This window comes from Commensalibacter nepenthis (assembly GCF_029953305.1).
Taxonomy (GTDB): Bacteria; Pseudomonadota; Alphaproteobacteria; order Acetobacterales; family Acetobacteraceae; genus Commensalibacter; species Commensalibacter nepenthis.
This window is the reverse complement of record NZ_JASBAN010000001.1, coordinates 1487857-1508728: the sequence shown is the minus strand read 5'-3', so window position 1 is coordinate 1508728 and position 20872 is coordinate 1487857. Positions and strand designations below refer to the sequence as shown.

12 protein-coding genes are annotated in these 20872 nt (G+C 39.2%); all 12 read right to left on the bottom strand.

Features of this window, described 5'->3' with window-relative positions; translation table 11 throughout:
• Window positions 1-18 precede the first annotated feature (18 nt).
• Complete coding sequence (locus QJV33_RS06940; RefSeq protein ID WP_281462638.1) at window positions 19-2064, bottom strand: fatty acyl-AMP ligase; 2046 nt, start codon at window positions 2062-2064, stop codon at window positions 19-21.
• A 9-nt stretch (window positions 2065-2073) separates the two neighbouring features.
• A complete protein-coding gene (locus QJV33_RS06935; protein ID WP_281462637.1) occupies window positions 2074-8679 on the bottom strand; it encodes a type I polyketide synthase in 6606 nt (2201 codons plus the stop codon).
• Window positions 8680-8761: 82 nt separating this feature from the next.
• On the bottom strand, window positions 8762-10240 hold the full coding sequence (locus QJV33_RS06930; protein ID WP_281462636.1) for an AMP-binding protein: 1479 nt from the start codon (window positions 10238-10240) through the stop codon (window positions 8762-8764).
• Window positions 10241-10343: 103 nt separating this feature from the next.
• On the bottom strand, window positions 10344-15368 hold the full coding sequence (locus QJV33_RS06925; RefSeq protein WP_281462635.1) for a Hint domain-containing protein: 5025 nt from the start codon (window positions 15366-15368) through the stop codon (window positions 10344-10346).
• Window positions 15369-15525: 157 nt separating this feature from the next.
• Complete coding sequence (locus tag QJV33_RS06920; protein ID WP_281462634.1) at window positions 15526-15876, bottom strand: DUF6616 family protein; 351 nt, start codon at window positions 15874-15876, stop codon at window positions 15526-15528.
• A 105-nt stretch (window positions 15877-15981) separates the two neighbouring features.
• Window positions 15982-16467 carry a DUF2147 domain-containing protein gene (locus QJV33_RS06915; RefSeq protein WP_281462633.1) on the bottom strand — a complete coding sequence of 162 codons (486 nt, stop codon included), beginning with the start codon at window positions 16465-16467 and terminating at the stop codon, window positions 15982-15984.
• Window positions 16468-16526: 59 nt separating this feature from the next.
• Window positions 16527-16784: a glutaredoxin 3 gene (gene grxC / locus QJV33_RS06910; protein WP_281462632.1), complete on the bottom strand. Its 258-nt coding sequence runs from the start codon at window positions 16782-16784 to the stop codon at window positions 16527-16529.
• A gap of 99 nt (window positions 16785-16883) precedes the next feature.
• A complete protein-coding gene (locus tag QJV33_RS06905; RefSeq protein ID WP_281462631.1) occupies window positions 16884-17603 on the bottom strand; it encodes a ComF family protein in 720 nt (239 codons plus the stop codon).
• A gap of 50 nt (window positions 17604-17653) precedes the next feature.
• Window positions 17654-18070: a secondary thiamine-phosphate synthase enzyme YjbQ gene (locus tag QJV33_RS06900; RefSeq protein WP_456305229.1), complete on the bottom strand. Its 417-nt coding sequence runs from the start codon at window positions 18068-18070 to the stop codon at window positions 17654-17656.
• 5 nt (window positions 18071-18075) lie between these two features.
• Window positions 18076-19086: a tryptophan--tRNA ligase gene (gene trpS, locus QJV33_RS06895; protein WP_281462629.1), complete on the bottom strand. Its 1011-nt coding sequence runs from the start codon at window positions 19084-19086 to the stop codon at window positions 18076-18078.
• A 23-nt stretch (window positions 19087-19109) separates the two neighbouring features.
• Entirely contained in the window at window positions 19110-19595 is a 486-nt protein-coding gene (locus QJV33_RS06890; RefSeq protein WP_281462628.1) for an FKBP-type peptidyl-prolyl cis-trans isomerase, read from the bottom strand.
• Window positions 19596-19619: 24 nt separating this feature from the next.
• The gene (locus QJV33_RS06885) at window positions 19620-20849 is read right to left on the bottom strand and encodes an argininosuccinate synthase (RefSeq protein WP_281462627.1); all 1230 of its coding nucleotides are present in this window, start codon (window positions 20847-20849) and stop codon (window positions 19620-19622) included.
• Between the last annotated feature and the right edge of the window lie 23 nt (window positions 20850-20872).

Sequence of the window (20872 nt, the reverse complement as noted above, 5' to 3'; positions counted from 1 at the left end):
TTTTACGATTATGTAAAGCTATGATATGATTACGCTGATCTGATTAGCTAGTAAATTACATAAATCGTTATAATTTTGACATGCCACCATAAATTCAGATGGATCAATCTGAATATGAAAATATGCCTCAAAATCACGTCGTAAATTTAATAACAATTCTGAATCTATTTTTCTGTTCACTAGTTTTTCACGCGTTAACTCTTTTACATTCTCATCCCACTCTTTTGTTGCCTCTTCAATCCATTTTTTGACTTCAACCAGAGCCTGCTCATATGTCAAAGGTGGAGGAAGATCAGGGACCTCATAATCAAATCGTTTAATAACAGGCAAAGCGTTTTCTTTCAAGGCTTTACGCGTTCTGGCAATTTGTGCCTTGCCACTTGGAGTCTTTAAGACCCCTCCGGGTCGTGTCAACACAATCGTTTTAGGCCAAATATCATAAGTTTTGGTTATAATTTCATAGGCTATCTGAGCAATCGCATCATATGAATTGAATGGTTTTTTAACCAATTCTATAATCACAGTAATGGATACAGGATCTTCTAAATCAGCTAGGAAAAAGGCGGTTGCATTGGGTCGGATATCAGAACATGCCGCTTCTAAAACACCGCTGACATCATCTGGATCGTATGTTTTTCCTCTCAATGTAATCACATTACTAATCCGTCCAGAAAAGAACAAATTGTCGTTTAATATGAAACCTAAATCACCAGTACGTAAATAAGTTTCACTTTGCCCGATAATTTTTGCATGAAAAATTTCTTCGGTCTCTTCTGGTCTATTTAAATATCCTTTGGCAACACTTGGACCCGTGATCCATATTTCTCCAACACGACCGTTCCTAAGTGGCATATTTGTCTCTGGATCAACAATCATAACCTTTTGATCCTCTAAAGACGTTCCACAGGAAATCAGCTCTCTTCGATCAAATTTATTAATACTTGGCCATGCAAAACCAGCCATTAATGCACTTCTTGAAAAGCTTCTAAACTTGGGCAAAACACGTCGTTGAGTCCTAGTGGCTGTTAAAGTGGCTTCTGCTAAACCATATCCAAAAACTAAATGACGTGCTTTAAACCCAACCCCAGAAAATTTCTTACAAAAACGCTTCATAATATCCGCTTGCGCCGTATCTGCGCCGTTTAACGCTAATTCCCAAGCAGATAAATCGAGCTGTTGCACTTCCTCATCCGTGACCTCTTTTGTACATAGATTATATGCAAATGTAGGACCTCCAGACATGCTTACTTTATATCGTGACAAAGCTTGTAGCCAACGAGCCGGTTTTTCAATAAAATATTTGGGTGGCAACAACATACATTCCCCCCCGCATCCTATCGCCAGCAAAACACAACCAATCAATCCCATATCATGCGCCAAAGGTAACCAAGTCAGACCACTATATTTCTCATCTAAATATTCATAACTTTTGGCTTGATGGCGAAGATTAAAGATCAAGTTACGATGCGTTAGCTCTATCCCCCTTGTATTCCTGGTTGTCCCAGAAGTATATTGAATAAAAGCAACATCAAGATTATTACCTTTAATTGCGATTTTATTTTTAGCGTTAAATAAAACCTCCAAAGGTACCCATACTGGCTTACAATTTAATTCCTTATGGCTAGCTTTATAATCGACCAAAATTTTACGTGGTCCAATAATGAGCCTGGGCTGCACATCATTAGCGACCATCTCGAAACGTTCATCACTGCGCATGACATCAATATGAATACCAGACGCAGGAATCATGCCAGCATAAATACACCCAAAAAATGCAGAAATATAATTCAAATCATTGTCACATAGGAGGAGGACGCGATCCCCCTCCTGACCAAAATGATGTAACCCAGCAGCAATTGTGGCAGCACGATCATCTAACTGAAAACTCGTTAAATGATCAATAATATTACAATCCCCATCTAATAAGGAGTATAAAACCATAGATGGGGAAATTTTGGCACGATGTTGTAACATATCAACCAGGGTCGCGGTATGCCAATCAACAATGCCATATATTTTGCACGCCCAATCTTCCTCAGTAACATCAGGAATAATAAGAGCCATACTGTATGTTTATTCCACTTCTTTACTAGAAGAATCTTCGATCATTGTTCCCTTACCTTCCGAGGATTCAGCATCAGAATCAAGTATCAAGGATTCATTACTTTCAAATGATATTTTCAGCTTTCTCAATAACACTTTCCCCACATCTTGAAGGTTTTCTTCTTTCATTAATTGTAATAATGAAATTTCACATCCCAACGTATTACTAATCGCAATCTGCAGCTCAACACCAACAAGAGAGTCAATACCAAGTTCTGTCAGACGCGTATTACCATCAATACTATCTGGTGGAATTTGCAACGTTTTGGTCAGAATATCAATTAAATTCTTTACAACAAACGGTAAACGTTCCTCCATTGGTAATGCGTTTAATTGACGTAATACCTCGGTTTGTTCATAGGAAGAATTCCCAAGTGTCAATAACTCTTGATAGCGCCCAACTGTACGTGTCATCGGAAATACGCCAAACCATTTAGACCAATCAATATCTAATACACCAACACAGGGCTGATCGGCTTTCCAAAGCAAGGAGATCGTTGCTAGTGCTTCTTTGATCGGAATAGGAGTTACCCCAATAGTTTCAAAGTTTTTCGCAGCACGACTATCTTTTTGATACATGCTACCACCATCAATGGCACCCCACTCAATCGCAAGAGCTGGCAATCCGTTTTGCTTACGATATTTCGCCAAAGCATCCAAGAAGAAATTCGCAGAAACATAAGCAGCCTGTCCAATATTTCCAAGCAAATTCGTTGCAGAAGAAAATAGAACAAAATGATCTAATTCCATATCTTTGGTTAATTCATGTAGATTCCATGCGCCTTGCGCTTTTGGCAAAATAACCTTAGCTAAACGTTCATTATCAAGATTAGTAATAACACCATCATCAATCACTGCTGCGCAATGAAAGATACCTTTTAAAGGCATATCCAATTGATTCGCTTGTTCTATAACAGATTTAATACTGTTATAATCAACAATATCTGCCTGCATCTGATGAATGCTGATACCATGTGCTACCAAGATATCCAACGCTTTTTGAATAGCCTCGTTTTCTATTTTTAACGAACGCCCAACCAATACAAGATGTTTAGCACCCATAGATACCAACCATTGTATTAATTGTAATCCCATTCCACCATAAGCACCCGTCACCAAATACACGGCGTCATCTCGAACTGTTGGGATTTCTTTAGGAAGAGGATTAACCATTAAATCAGTTTTATCAGCAAAATCCAACACAACTTTACCAATGTGTTGAGCTGATGCTAATAACCTAAACGCATCGGTTGCCTTAGCTGCTGGCATAACAGTACAAGGCGGCATCACGATTTCCCTATTCATGATGTGACGTGTACAAGCAGATAACATCCGGAGAATTTCGTCTGGACGTTGAGCCAACATCCGATCCAAATCCATTGAACGGAAAGTAATATTTTCATTAAAGGCATGCATCGGTAGCCATTTGCCTTCAACAATATCCCTTTTTCCAACTTCGAAAAAGTATCCATAAGGTGCAACCAGACTTAAACTATGTTGTAAGGCTTCACCTGATAAAGAGTTAACAACAATATCTACCCCTTTACCATTCGTCACCTCTTTTACACCATCAACGAATTCAAGGTTCCGAGAATTCCAAACATGTTCACAACCGTGGTCACGTAAATATTGACGTTTTTCTTCATTACCAGCGGTCGCAAAAATTCTAGCTTTTCTCATTTTTGCAATCGAAATCACTGCTAGCCCTAGACCGCCAGAACCCGAATGCACCAGAATTGTTTGACCTTCTTGAATATTCGCAACATCAAGTAATATATGATAAGCTGTGGCGTATACAGTCGGCATCGTTGAAGCTTCAGCATCTGGAATCTCAAAATCCAATTCCTTATGAAGCCGTTCAATCTCGTTGTCGCTTAGATTATAGCGATGCCTTTCCCTAATTGTAGAGTTCTTATCCAACTGCATTGCGTAAGAATTCTCAACAGAAAGGGTTACGTGAGAAGCTAGACAGTTTTGAGTAGAAATAACAACACGATCCCCAACATAATATCCTGCTTCTTCCGCACCTTCACCGACAGCGATGATGTGGGTGGCCGCTTCCATTCCCAAACCATCCTGGTGGAAAGTACCTTTCCCAACTGCACGAGGGAGTAACCCCATCACCTTTAAAAGGTCTTTAAAGTTCAAGGAAGAAGTCATTACCTCTACCTCAATATGCATCGGAGGTGGCTTTTGACGTTCGAATAAATCAAAGTGTATTTGATCCAACATCCCCGCACGACCAGGAACTAAACGGAAACCAAGATTTTTATCTTTTACATCGGTAAATGGAATTGGTGTGATATTTTCTTGACGTTTATAAGGAACCAAACGTGAAATAAATCGTTTATCCTTTCTTAATGCAACATCATCTTCCACATCATCGGATAAAATTTCTGCTGCTAAAACAGGAATTTGAACAGCATTCATATCCCCATCAATATCAACCATTTTAGGTTGCACTTCAGGACGCTCTAGTAAAAATACACGCATAAATCCACGTAAAGAGGATTGTCCAAGATTAACGATATTTTCATCTTCTAGAACTTTTTCAGCACCATTCGTGATAATTACACAACGTAGATTATCAGTAACATCTTTATCTTCTAACGCTGGTAAACTCTTGGCAACACATAAAAGTTCTTGTACCAAAGATAATCCAATAGCATCATCATTAAGAATATTATCTTTACGCAGATATACTAAAGCACGACATTTCTGAATATCTACAAAAGAGTAAAATGCTTTATAATCCTCTTCACTCCCATAACGAATGTTAAAGATATTTTCTGCTTCTAAACCTGACCTTTCCCCAAGCCTTCCTTGCAAAACAGTCAGCCCTTGAGATTCAAGTTCGGCAATTAACGGGTCAGCAATTACATCATTATCAGTAATAAACGCAATGCGTGCTATTTCGCCCAATAATGGCGTAACTTCTGCATCTTTCCATTCATAACGATATAACCAACGCGCACGTTTGGCCTCTTTTTGTTTTTCTGTCGCCAACTCCTTAACGGTTAAGCCTGTAATTTTCGCAACAGGTTCACCCTTTGGTGTATAAATGTAAATATCACCGATTAAGAATTCGTCATCTCGTCTGATATTGCCACCATAGGCATAAAGCTCGCCTTCATGACGACCGAAATACATCACACGCTCAATCGAAACAGGCACAAACGTCGTCTCAGAAACCTGTTTTTCTGCCCCTAATAATCCAAATAACTGAAATGCACCATCAAGCAATGTTGGATGAATATAATAATCCTGGATAGTCTCTTTTTCAGATTCTGCAATTTTTAAATGTGCAAAAGCAACACCATGACCACGATAAAGTTTTTGAATGGTTTGGAAAGCTGGACCATACTGCATGCCATATTCATGCATTTTACCGTAATAAAAAGAAACATCAACTTCTTCAGTGATTTTTGCTTTTAGTGCCTCAATATCCTCAATAACATCACCATTCCACGGCACGGTGCGACGTAACAACGCCGTTGAATATAACTCCCAATTCGGGGAATCATTTTCCGTGCGACCATAAGCCAAAAGCCGTCCAGTCAGCTCATCTACAGACCATGTGATGTATGGATAAAATTTTCCATCAATCAACATTGCTTTTTTAAATTGGATATCTTCAACAATTGCTGGCTCTTGCATTTCTTTTGGTGCATCAGCGGCTAATTGAGCATGCGCAGCAATCGCAGCTTCGACGTAGGCTGCTCCTGGAAATATCTTCATCCCTTCAAGTTGATGATCGACAATCCATGGCATAAAATTAATATTAAGCTCAGACAACCATCCACGAGAGCCTGACCAATCGATATTCCCTAGAACTGGATTGACACGCTCTGCCATACGACGTGCACGCAGCTGTTTACTTTCATTTAAGTAAACTTCTTTTGCCCAGCAATAGAATGGCAAATCTACTCTCTTACCAGAAACAATTTTATCCCAATCCAACTCTAAACCCACAGCAGACAAGCTTGCTAAAGATTTAACAATAGATTTCTCTTCTGGTTCAGAACGATGGAATGTATACGCAGTACCAACAGAGGAATTTAAAGTCGCAGCACATTCTTTAATAGAAGCAGATAAAACAGGATGAGGTCCTATTTCTAAAAATAAAGAATAAGAATCATGGATCATCGTCGTAATCGCTTCGGCGAATAGAACCGTTTGCCTTAAATTACGATACCAATAGCTTGCATCATGAAAAAACGTATCGTCACAAATATGCCCTGTAACTGTTGAATATAAAGGAATAGTTGGAACTTTAGGTTGAATCCTTTCAACAGCGTCTTCGAATTCATCGCGAATATCAGCCATAATTGGATTATGATAAGCCAATTCGACTTTCAAAAAGCGATTAAATTCAGAACGTTTTTCTAGTTCAGCAGCAATCTTTGCAAGGTTTTCTTGGCTACCTGATAACGTAAAAGAACGAGGGCTGTTAATTGCAGCAACCGCAACATCCCCTTCATAGTCCTTAATTAATTCGGCAGATGTTGATGGTGGCATCCCAACAGCCAACATTGAACCACGACCAGCAAATGTCTGTTGCAGACGACTACGATGATAAATAACTGTTGCTGCATCTTTCAAGCTCAATGCGCCCGCAACATATGCAGCAGCAGCCTCACCCACACTGTGACCAACAATCGCAGCAGGACGAATACCATAAATCTTTAATGTCTCAGCAAGACATACTTGTATTGTGAAAATACCTGGTTGTGCAACAGCTGTCTCATGAATACGAGATTCTTCTTCGGTCTTTTGCAACTCAGCAAGAATAGACCACCCGGAAAGCTCTTGGAAATACCCATCAATTTCTTTGGCAATATCCAGACATTCAGCAGGTCCGTTTTTCAACAACCATTGCCCCATACCCCACCATTGTGGCCCCATCCCTGAAAAGACAAAAGCAGGTTGCGTTTGGGTTTTAATTTGTTGCTGACCAACAATTACATCTGGATTAGGTTTGTCTTGAGCGAAATCTTCTAATTTTTGGGCAATTTCTTCTTTTGTTTTGCCAAAAGTCACCAAATGCCTTTGGAAAAAAGAACGATGCTTGCCAACAGAATAAGTAATATCTTCGATAGATGGGCTATTATCCGCTCTTAAGAACGCAGCATAAGCCTCGGCTGTTAATTTTAATGAAGGTTGCTGCTTTGTTGACAAAGACAAAATATAACTATCAGAAGGCAAATGCGCGTCTTCAGAATTTATTCGGGGTACAATTTCTTCTTTACGAGGCAAACGAATAATCGCATTTGCGTTAGAACCACCATACCCAAATGAATTCACCGCTGCGTATAAATCTTTTGCAGTGGTTGTTAATGGCACAACTTCATCTTGCACCAATCGCAAATTCATATCTTCAAAGGCAATGTTCGGATTTGGTTCTGTTAAATTTGCCTGAGGGGGCACTGCTTTATGTTCAAGGCATAAACAAGCCTTAATCAAACCAGCCACCCCTGCTGCCGCTTCCAAATGTCCAATATTGGCTTTGACAGATCCAATAATGACAGGACTTTCCTTCGGGCGACTTTTACCAATCGTGTTCGAAATTGCTTGTGCTTCAAGCGGATCACCAACAGGGGTTCCCGTTCCATGAGCCTCTACATAAACAATGTCTTTTAAGTTGATTTTAGCTTGTTCTGCGACGGTGCGAATTAATTTTTCTTGTGCTACTGCACTTGGAACCGTAATACCTTCATTATGACCATCTTGATTAATGCCAATACCACTGATAACCGTATGAATCTTGTCGCCATCCTCAATCGAATCTTCTAGCCTTTTAAGAATAACAACACCACATCCTTCACCACGTCCATAACCATCTGCTGCTGCATCGAAACTTTTACTTTTACCATCTTCAGCCATGAAACGGGCTTTAGCTACCAATGCACCAGATTGTGGGGTTAACATAATATTGATCCCCCCAGCCATAGCCATATCACTGTCACCATCCCTCAAGCTTTGACATGCTAAATGAATAGCCGTCAACGAAGAAGAACACGCCGTATCCAAAGCCAAAGAAGGACCACAAAAATCAAAGAAATAAGATAGACGGGCAGAAATCATTGTCGTTGACGCTGTTGTCGCCAGGAAGTTGGTTTCCACATTGCCTTCACTTGCATAATGACTGGATTGCATAATCAGCCAATCGGTCGCAAAGATACCAACAAAAACACCAACTTTTTTACCCGCATAATGAGAAGCAACGAGCCCTCCCTCTTCCATTGCTTCCCAAGCAACTTCTAGCAACACACGCTGTTGAGGGTCACACTGTACAGCTTCTTTTGGAGACATACCGAAGAATAGTGGTTCAAATTCATCAATTGGCTGTGTCAAAAAGCTTCCGTTTTTAAAGAAGCTCTTTGCAATCATTGTATTATCTTTATCGTAAGCCCCTTTCCAGTTCCAACGAGAAGGCAAGATTTCACTAACGGTTTCTTTTTTACCACAGACAGCTTCCCAAAAACTGGATAAATCAACAATTCCACCTGGAAATCGACAACCAATACCAATGATAGCTATTTCACCAGAATATTGCTTATCACCTAATACTTTCATGGGTATTCTACTTTCAACTTTCACGACTTTTATACTATATAGTTTTTAATTTGATGTAATTGTATGAACATCAATAGATTCTTCATTTGTGCATTTTGGCATATTGCTGGCTTGCCACCATACTTAATTGATATCTCAATACACGGTCAACCACATCTCTTGGAATCACATCAACCCACATGGCTCTGACATTCGGTAAATTGTGAAATTCACTTTCCAAAGCCTCACTAACCTTTTCTACATCGAAATCAACATCTTTAACGATCGCCAACCATGGTTCAGGAATACCTTGCTCATTTGGCATAGAAAATAAAGCTGCGTCTTTAACACCAGGCAATGATTGTACGATACGATCAATCGTTTGTGCTGGAAATTTATCACCACCAAAATTATATAATTCGTCTGCACGACCAAAAATACGCAATCCCCCACGAACATCCAATATTCCTAAATCACCAGGGTAAAACCAACCATCCTTAAATTGACGATTTGTAGCCTCTTCATCTTCATAAAAACCATCAACAAGCTCAGCACTTTTAATCCGGATGTTGCCAATTTCACCCACAGGTAATATTTGACCTTCATCATCAACAATTTGCAAATCAACCGAAGGCAACAACCACCCTGCCATATCATCATGCGTCATTTGTTCAACACGCGCACCAGCAATCAGACCAGCTTCACTGGTTACATATAATACACGCATATGTTGTGTTAACTTGCTACGAACTGTTTCTTGTAACGCCGAGGAGAAATACCCCGCCGAAACAACCAATCTTAATCCAGTAACAGAAGGCACATCAGCAGGCAAATGATTCAAAATATCTTGTAACTGAGATGGTGAAATAATCATAAGCGACGGTTTTAACATAGCAATAGCTGCAGGATACTGTTCTCTATCCGCCATAATCACAGAACCGCACACATACCATATACTTAAAGCAGACAAAAACCCATGAACACTACCCAATCCTAAAGTCGGTAACAAACGATGATATCGTGCAGCATCTTGTATTTCAGCCCATTCAAGATATTCTTGATGAGCCAAACGAATAACAGCTGCCTCAATCATAGATGCTGTAAAATCAATACGACGTTTTTTATCCGATGTCCCCCCAGCAATCGCAACACGTACCACACGATCACGATCCAGAGCAAAACGCAAAGGTTGAACCTCTGGTCCACTTACGATTTGGGAATACCAATCTAAATCTAGAACTACAACTTTAGCTTGAGTTTCCACATCAAAGAAAGCATCACTAATAATCAAATCAGGTTTAAGAACTGCTATTTCTTTTGCAGCAATCAAACTATCATCAGCGACAGACGCTGTCGCAACACCAATACGGCTAAGTGCCATTAAAAACATCCAATGAGGATGCATTTGCTGATAAGAAACCGCAACAACCTTGGGCAATGGTGTCAATTTTTCAAGCAATGCTGCTGCTAAACGATTAATATCGGCATCCATTTTGGCAAACGTAACCGAACCATCAAATGATAACATTGCCTCTTTATTTGGTGATATTCTTGAAACATGTTCTATAAAACGGTCATACATAAAAAAACTCCACCATAAAATAAGAAAAACTTTCCTCTTCTTAAATTACAGAAAAGGAAAGTTTTACATTCATAAAATCACATTATTTTTCATCAAGTTTAATTTATGCAATATGTTCGGCAAACTCAATTATATCTACAAAATATTCTGCCGTGGTGGTTAATTCGATTTTAATCAACTTAACTTTATCACTCATCTCAGAAACAACTGCAGGTAATGTTGCCAATCCTTTTGTCCAACGATCTGTTCGGTTCAATTCAGCTGGATGCCAACCTGAAAGACCCGTCATATCAGAAGGAAGAATATCAAAGGATTTATCACCAAACACGCTGATTTTTGCAACCAGAACACCCAACATCCGTCGATCATCAAGGAATGGACCAACCACTTCTGATGGTAACGCTGCTTTTGAATGCATTGCAACAACGCTCACATTTGCAGGTACATAGAAGCTATAAACATTGCCTCTGACATCAACAGGATGAAGTTTCCTCCCTTTTTGTGTAATTAAACAAAGATCTGGATCTCTCGTCGTCTCTTGTTTATTCACAAAGGCATAACCCTGTTGCGTTGCAAGACAATCCAAACGCTGCCAAATAGGTTCTACTTGATGTCTTGCGACAGTCAATGGTGCGGCCGCATCATTTTCCCAAATTTGATGCCCTGCATTCTCATTAAAGGCCAAATGCAGATTAACCGTATCACCATTAAATAAATGACGATCATCAGTATTAAGGTAAGATTCAGTTGCTAAATTCTCTGACAACAGAATTGAATGATCTTCAGTTTCAACATGGTAAACTGTAAAGTTATCCATATCGGTATCTACGATAATAGAACGTCCATTGACCAACATACGTGCTGGTATCAAACCACCATCGACGTAAATTGTATGTTCTGGCGTCACCAACAAATCACGGCAAGGTTGGTTTAATCCAAATGCGTGTGCTCTAATACGAACAGGATACAAAGTATCTTTATGTCCGTAATGGTTCACACTCACATCTATATGACCAACCCAAACGATCCGTTTGCTGACCTGTTCTCCATTCTGAAGCGTAATAACCTGGTCGCCAACATTTAAGCTCTCTACAGTGACCTCACCATTTGGTGTCAAAATATGCGTCCCAGTCACAAAGCATTTTGTCAACGTGATCGTCCAACCTGTTCCACTGGTATCATCTTGACTAATAACAACGTTAGGAACAGCTTGACTTCCACTTGCTGGAGTATAGCTAAATTGCGCTAAATTAACCCGTTGCCCAGCTTCCGTGATATAATCAACATATAAAACGCCATCCTTGACACTCGTCTGATAACGATTTTGATCTAAATATTGAGTGCCAATATCAAAAACCGCCTGATCTGATAACGCAAAGTTATTCAACGTTATTTTACCACTCTGTTCTTGAATAGTGCCCTCATATCTATAAACACCATTTTGCGCAGTAGTGCCAAAATCAACCATATATTGATCTGTACTCAAAGAGCGTAATTTTTGACCACCAACAATAACTGTACCACCCTGGATATTAATCCTAGGTATATTGCTAGAACCAACATTGAATGTTGATACTGAATCAATATTCAATGTCGCACCAGAGGCAACATTAATAATAACTTGCTGTGTTCCATCAAACGACAGACTACCGATATCCACAGTTGCACCGGCAACAACATTCACTTTTGTTACACCAGCCAAGTTCAACGATTGACCAGTAACGTTACCATTTAAAGTAAGTGCAGCATCATTTATCAAAGTTACATTACCAAAACTTAAACTTTTTGCTTTACCGGTATTAAAGGAAGCGCCAGTTGCATTACCACCAACAGTAATATTGCCAATGGATCCCGTCGCACCATCACCTAATAAAATTGTATCCGCCTTACCATTCAAGTTCCAACCAGCAACATTATAAGCAATTCCACCACCAAATGTCAGAGATGGACTGTCGGCATTCACCACAATATTATTGGCTTTAAACGTTGTTTGATTTGCACCTACTTTAAACGTCGTATTAGCTGCATTCAAACCAAAAACAATATCACCCGCAACATTGACAGATCCACCCGTGCCAACAGCAAACTGTGTTGAGGTGTTAAATATTATACCATTAGCACCAACCGTCAACCCGACATTATTACCAAATGTTGTATTTAATATTGCACCGTCAACCACGATACCACTATTGAACGTAGCAGTAGCATTATTACTGACGATAAAGGTTTGAGATGTTCCACCCATACTAAATGTATTGGCAACAATTGTACCAGTACTACCAACCGTAAATGTTTGCCTTTGACCATTTAACACCAAGTTACCAGCATCAAGTAATAACTTGCTATTATCCCCTAGGATAAATCGATTATTGACAAGAGTTCCAGCTTGACCCGAACCATTCATAACGTAATCACCAGAAAGAAGGTGAATATAACCATTATTACCTAGTTGGAATATTCCTGAACCCATATTGTTTGTAAGTCCAGTACTTAGAGTAATACTTGCAGAAGCTCCCGCAGAGAAAATGTTTCCTCCATCAATGATACCTGTTGCAGATACCGCACCGAGGGACATAGAACCCGCATTAAGAGTTAAGTTATTCCCAAAACTCATCGAAGTAACAGATCCGACATACGATAAATTATTTTTAATATCAATAACCGCATTACTACCAAAGGTAAATGTTTGAGCGGAACCTGATATATTAAAATTATCAGCAGAGACTATTCCGGTGTTCCCCATTGCAAAATTTTGCCTTTGACCACTGACTAAAATGGAGCCCGCATCAAGCAATAACTTGCTATTATCCCCTAGGATAAATTGATTATTATTGGCAAGAGTTCCAACTTGACCCGAACCATTCATAACGTAATCACCAGAAAGAAGGTGAATATAACCATTATTACCCAGTTGGAACCTACCAGCACCCAGAGTATTACTTAATCCATTACTTAACGTAATGCTTCCGAATGATCCAGCAGAGAAAACATTACTGAGTTGTGTTCCGCCTCCGATACCACTACCAAATGACATTGTTGATGCATTCAAAGTCAATCCATCACCAAAATTTATTAAATTTCCTGAACCATTTAACAAAACAGCACCAGAAAGATTTAGCTGGGCATTACTACCATAAGTCGTAGATGCTGCTAATGTTAATGCAGAAAAAATAACAGGTTTATGGGTGTATTTATTGACTGTAGAAAGATAATAATCACCCACAACAACTGAGTTGGCGTTCAATTGAACATTATTGCCAAAAGTAAACACACCACCATTAATATTGTTCATAACGTTTCCGTTATTACTTATGGTTGGCTCATTAGCAAACCCTGTATTAATTGTCCCAGAAGTCAAGGTAATAATATAATTATCACCAATATTAACAGTCGCACCAGAAGTATTATCATATACAAAATTATACTTCGTAACAGGAGCAGTTGAACTACCATTTACAAGCGCCACACGATAATCTCTGTAAAAACGACCCGCGCTGATAAAACCAGCATTTAAAATGCTCGATGTAGTACCACCAACCAGCTGCACTTTACCATTATTACCATCAAGCGCAATACCACCAGAAAGGTTGATTTCAGCATTAGAACCAATAGTTACACTATTATTGGAACCCGTTTTATACCAAGAATACTGCATATTTGACCCAACTTGGGGATTAAAGCCACTATAATCCTTGGTATAGTTACCAACAGAAATAGTATTGGCTGTTATGGTAGCTCCATTACCAACATTTAGTACACCACCCAATCCATCAACAACAATCGCACCGTTCGAGCCAAGATAGAATTTTGAACCATTATCCAACAATCCCGCTTGACCCAAACTGATGGTTGCATCACTACCAATAACCATGCTTGCAGTTTGAGAACCAAGAATACCCCCCGTATTAGGATTTTGCCCGTAACCAACTGAAATTTCCAATGCACTTAAATTAAATGCCTTACCAACAATAACCGAAGCACCCGCCTGAGCAGCAAAGTTACCCCAGTTTGCATTATCCAACTTAACAGTGGTGTTATTTCCTAAAATTAGACGCGCAGCACTATTTAACGTGCCATTTAGATATGCAGCCCCCATACCTCCATGAACATAATAATTGCCATAATCAGCCGCACTATAATAACCACCTGAGCCGATAAAGAAACCACTACCAGTGGCAGTAGCAACCGACATATGAACATCACTTCCAACAGTCATAGAGGCATTCAGAAATACCCCGATATTCCCACCCATTCTTATAACATTATTATTTCCAATTATTGTTTGCGTGGGAAAGCCGCCCACATCCCCAACCACACCAACATCAGTACCAACATCCATTACAACACTATCTGCTGTTGAAACACCGCCCGTACGCAAATTTTCCTTCCCAACGAGAGATGTACCAGCTTGTGACTTATCCGCAATCCCTCCAAGGTATCCTGTAGCACTTAAATAAGTTCCACTATCCAACCTCAGCGTCTGAGAGGTATTAAATGTAAAATCCGTGCCAAAATTTCCACCAACCAGAATCTGACCAGCACTCGTTATGTTTAGACCAGCATTAGCATTAATATTCAGATTACCGCCCTGGCTATAAATAACAGCACCCTTACCGCCACCAGCACTACCAACAGTTGCATTTAATCCAGCATAAAGTGTGTTACTGCCAACATTGTAATATAGATTAGCATAACCTGCAGAGGTCGCTTTGACCATATTAGACGCTGTAGCAAGCCACATAGCCTGGCTTTGAGCGATCTTATATGTATCGATACCCTGGGTTGGCGCATTTGGTCTTGTCGTTAAAACGGCAGCATTTTGCACCGTAGCAGCTTGTAAAGAACGACCTAATGCACCCGCATAATATGTTTCATCCAATACCGACATAACACCAGCACTGTATGCAGACGCAAGCGAAGCCGCATCAGATCCGACAATACCCGCAGATGCTAACTCAGATAAAGAAGCCGAACCATCACTACTTAATGAACCACCACTGGAAATAACACCAGCAGAACTCCCTAAAAGCACATCACTTAATGACGAGGAAACAGCGTCATTAGCAGCAACCACAACCGTGGCTGTTTGCTCCACACTTGATTGATTATTATTTTTGTCTTCAGACATCGAAATACCCTAAAATTAACTATCCATTCAATTTATCAATTAATTTCTGTATTTATTTTAATTTATTTATTTATTTTAATTTATTTATTTATTTATTTATTTTTATTAATTAATGTCATTGATACCGTAATTTAAAAAATTACTTAACCAAATAAAACTATTTATTCAAATCTGCCAAAACCACATCAGCAAATTCAGGAACACTGAGCGCACGTCCACCAATATTAACGACGTCAAAATACTCATTCCACTCGCTTTCACGTAAATGCTGCGTGATATGCTTACTCATTTCATAGATTTCAACAGACCAGATCACATAAAATTCATAATCTACGACCCTTGGAATCTTACCGTCAATTTGACCTGTTGCGATCAACTGCACTCTATTTTCCCCAGCTAAAGAAGACAGATTTACAATCATACGCTGCAAAATTTGCTCTTTAATTGGCTTCGTAATTTTATTCCACTTATCCTTGGGCGAAAAAACCTGCGTTACAACATAAGCCATACTGACCCCTTACCAACATTAATAGACGGACACTCAATCATAAGGGAAATGTATCAATTAACACCTTCATAAGTCAATATAATTATTATATTGCACTTAATCACTCTATTGAGGCAATTTACAGTTTGGTAATATATCACCAGTATAACGATGCCAAACATGCGTTTCACCAAATAAGCTGATACCCAAATATCCACGCAAGCGTAACACATCTTTGTTCGCAAGCCATATCTTGGCATCATAGGATTTTTCATTTCTTGGATCTAGAATTATGCCCCGCCAGTATTTCCCAGATTTATCTTTGACAAAGTCACGTAACATCACAAATTTACATTGTGATCTTCCATATTTCGTATTTGGCGGTAAATCCGTTGTATATTGCATCCCAACGAAACGACCACATAGTTTTTGACCACAAAAATAAATGTCAAAAACGCCGTCATTTTCTTTGGTAGCCCACCGACCAATTTCTGGTATAGTCTGAGATGACTGTGCCTTAGTCGTTACATTACTATCCAAAATCGCAAAAAGCACGAAAATGAAAACAGCAATAAAATTTAAGCTACCAATTTTCTGCGATATAACTGACATGGCTAATTTACCGCCTTTGTTGAGCGAATTAATAAAATAAAACGATCAAGAAACAATAATCAAGATTCTAGTAATTTCTGCAACTCACCTGATTGATTTAACCCCATCAAATCATCACAACCACCAATCGCTTTACCATCAATAAAAATTTGAGGCACTGTGGTTTTTCCACCAGATTTTTGTATTGCTTCTTCACGCTCTGGCGTTCCTTTGGGGGCATTAATTTCACGAAAATCTGCATCTTTTGCCTTTAAAAGCATTAATGCTTTTTGGCAATATGGACATCCAGGTTGTGTATATATTTCTACTTTAGCCATTTTTATATTCTTTCGTAAACATATCTAATTATTTAAATGATAAACAACTCATACATATAAAACAAGATACCTATTACCCTTAAAATAAATTTCATTTCTTTAAGCAACCCTTGCAGCCACCAAAACGTCAATGTGCTTTACCCCTGCCCCAAGCAGCGTTAATGCACATTCCTTAATCGTAGAGCCAGTTGTCATTACATCATCGATTAATATGACTCTTTTATTTTTTAAACGTTGTTCATATTTTGGATTAAAGACAAAGGCATTTTGCAACACCAACTGTCGTTCGGCTTTATTTAAATGCCCTAGTATAATCGTTTCTTTAACCCGTAATAACGCCATTGGTAATACCGTAATATTACCTCTTTGTCGTAATTGCCATGCAAGTAAAGCAGATTGATTATACTGACGATATCTCAGCCTTTTTTTATGTAAGGGCACGGGGATGATATAATCTGCTTGATCGATTAAGTCTTGAGCAGAGCGGTACATAAAATTTGATATAAACCGAAGGCTTTTATATTGATCGTTATATTTCAAAGGCATAATCAGCCTTTTAAACCCATCATTATACACAAAAGCTGCCCTGCAATTTTGCCAAAAAACAGAGGATTCTTGGCATTCTGAACAAATCGACTCTCTCCCTGCTTCTACACTCGACATAAATGGACGGCTACATTGGGAACAATAAGGTTTGTCTATAAAATGTAATTGCTTAAAACAATCTGCACATACCCGCTCTGCGTCTAAAACAATTTTGTCACACATCAAACAGCGCGGTGGAATCAAAAAATTAAGACATTGTTCAAAGAACAACACAATACTTTCTTTCGGTTTTATTTACATAAAAGAAAGTCAGCAAATAAAAATCATTCACCCAATAAATGTAGTGCAATTTCACGCACATGAGGATATCTTCGATGTTCAAACAAATAAATACCCTGCCACGTTCCTAAAACCATTTGCCGATCAACCACTGGAATTGAAAGCTGTGTTTGCGTCAAGACCGCTTTGATATGTGCGGGCATATCGTCTGCGCCCTCACTATGATGTAAATAACCCCGACTTTCAGGAACCAAATCATTCAAATAATGCATAATATCTTGACGCACATCAGGATCTGCATTTTCCTGTACAATAAAAGAAGCAGATGTATGTTTACACCATAAAGTAATCAGACCCGTCACAATCCCAGTTTGTAAAATCCAGCTTGATATTTCCATATTCAACATCGTCAATCCTTGACCATGCGTCTGAATTTTCAAAAAACTCGTTTGTTGTTTTATCATAACTATTTAATAAACCCCACAATTGCTTCTGCCTCAGAGACAATCGGCTCTGCAATAGCCGATGCCTTTTCAGCACCTTGTTTTAAAATAGTATGAATATACGCCTGATCTGCAAGCAATTTTTTTGTTTGTTCACGAATAGGCGCAATATGTTGGATTAACACATCAGACAATGCGGTTTTAACAGTACTGAACCCTTGCCCTGCAAACTCTTGCAATGCTTGGTCAATCGTTTTATTCTCCATCACCGAATATATAGAAATCAGATTAAATGCCTCTAGACGACCTTCCAACCCTTTTCTTTCCGATGGCAAAGGCTCTGAATCACTTTTTGCACGTTTGATTTTATTGACAATCACATCATCTTCATCCATTAATTCAATCCGTCCTTGTTCAGAAGGATCAGATTTAGACATTTTCTTGCTGCCATCACGCAAATTCATGACACGCGCACTGGTTGTTGGAATATAACCTTGCACTTGAGGGAAAAAATCCGTTTCATAATCATGATTGAATTTCTGCACAATATCATTTGCCAACTCTAAATGTTGACGTTGATCTTCACCCACAGGCACGCACGTTGCCTTATAAGCCAAGATATCAGCCGCCATCAAATTAGGATACACATATAACCCAGCAGAATGCGCCTCTCTATTTTTTCCAGCTTTATCCTTAAATTGAGTCATTCTGTTCATCCAACCAATACGCGCCACACAATTAAAAATCCATGCAAGACGCGCATGAGCAGATACTGCTGATTGATTAAACAAAATTTGTTTTTGTGGATCAATCCCTGCCGCAACTAAAATTGCTGTTTGTTCAATCACTTGCTTTCTTAATTGCACAGGATCTTGCCAAACCGTTAAAGCATGCATATCAACAAGGCAATAAATACATTCATTCCCTTCTTGAATATCAACCCAATGACGAATTGCCCCCAGATAATTTCCTAAATGAGGAATTCCTGTTGGTTGGATGCCTGAAAAAACTCTTTTTCCTAACGGTTTAGACACAATAAAACACCTTTATCTTAAAATTAATTATTACCACCAGAGCCTTTAGTCACTCCAACCAAATGGATTTTAAAGACCAACGGGCTATTTGCAGGAATAATTCCCATCGTTTTATCCGCATATGCAAGATTTGCAGGAACAAATAATTGCCATGTATCCCCAGGACGCATCATTAGCAATGCCTCCATCCAACCAGGAATAAGCCCATCAACAGGCATTTGCATCAGCCCACCGCCATGACGATCAGAAGCATCAAAAATCACACCATCTGGCAAGCGACCTTCATATTCAACCAAGACCAAATCTCCTTTTGCAGGAGAAGCATCTTTTGGGTCGCCAGATTTTATCACACGATAAGCCAAACCGCTGGGGAGTGTTTTCACACCAGACTCAGCTGTTACTTTCTTCATGAATTGATCTGAAGTTAACTGAACATCTTTATCACCAGCACAGGCTGTCAAAGAAAAGGAAAATAATGCAGGAGCTATCAAAGCAAAGATTTTTTTCATGATCGTTAATTCCTATTTGCTGAGTTATAAACTGCCACCACGACGTCCGGCTTGCGCACCCAAACGTAAACGTAATGCATTCAATTTAATAAAGCCTTGTGCATCCACTTGATTATACGCACCTTCATCATCTTCAAAGGTTACCACACGCATATCATATAGGCTATTGGGGCTTTCACGACCCATTAGGATCATATTTCCTTTATATAATTTTAAATGCACGCGCCCATTAACGGAATGTTGACTTTCATCGATTAATGCTTGCAGCATACGACGTTCTGGAGAGAACCAAAAACCATTATAAATCAATTCAGCATAACGTGGCATGATACTATCTTTTAAATGCCCAGCCTCACGGTCTAAGGTAATAGATTCCATATTTCTATGTGCAAACAAAAGAATGGTTCCACCTGGAGTTTCATAAATACCGCGAGATTTCATGCCCACAAAACGGTTTTCAACCAAATCTAGACGCCCAATCCCATTTTCTTTACCCAATTCATTTAAACGAGTAAGTAAAGTTGCAGGGGACATTGCCACACCATTAATCGCTACTGGATCACCAGATTTAAAATCAATGGTAATTTCGGTGGCTTTATCAGGCGCGTCTTCAGGAGAAATGGTGCGTTGGAACACGATTTCATCTGGTGCCTCTGCTGGATCTTCCAACAATTTTCCTTCAGAAGAAGAATGTAATAAATTCGCATCAACAGAAAATGGGGCTTCGCCACGTTTATCATGCGCAATCGGAATTTGATTTTCTTCAGCAAATTGTAATAAACGGGTACGAGAGGTTAGCTCCCATTCACGCCAAGGCGCAATCACTTTGACATCAGGTTTTAATGCATAATAAGCAAGTTCAAAGCGAACTTGATCGTTCCCTTTCCCCGTTGCCCCATGCGCCACTGCATCGGCACCGACTTGTTCAGCAATTTCAATTTGACGTTTAGAGATCAATGGACGTGCAATCGACGTTCCAAGTAAATATTGACCTTCATACAACGTATTGGCACGAAACATTGGAAAAACATAGTCACGAACGAATTCTTCACGTAAATCTTCGACAAAGATTTCTTTGACACCGAACATTTCGGCTTTTTTACGTGCAGGTCCTAATTCCTCTCCTTGCCCTAAATCCGCTGTAAAAGTTACCACTTCACATTCATAGGTCTTTTGCAACCAACGCAAAATTACGGAAGTATCCAACCCACCAGAATAGGCAAGAACAACTTTGTTTACCTTTTTTTCTGCCATCGTTTTTCTCTTTTCTTACAAAA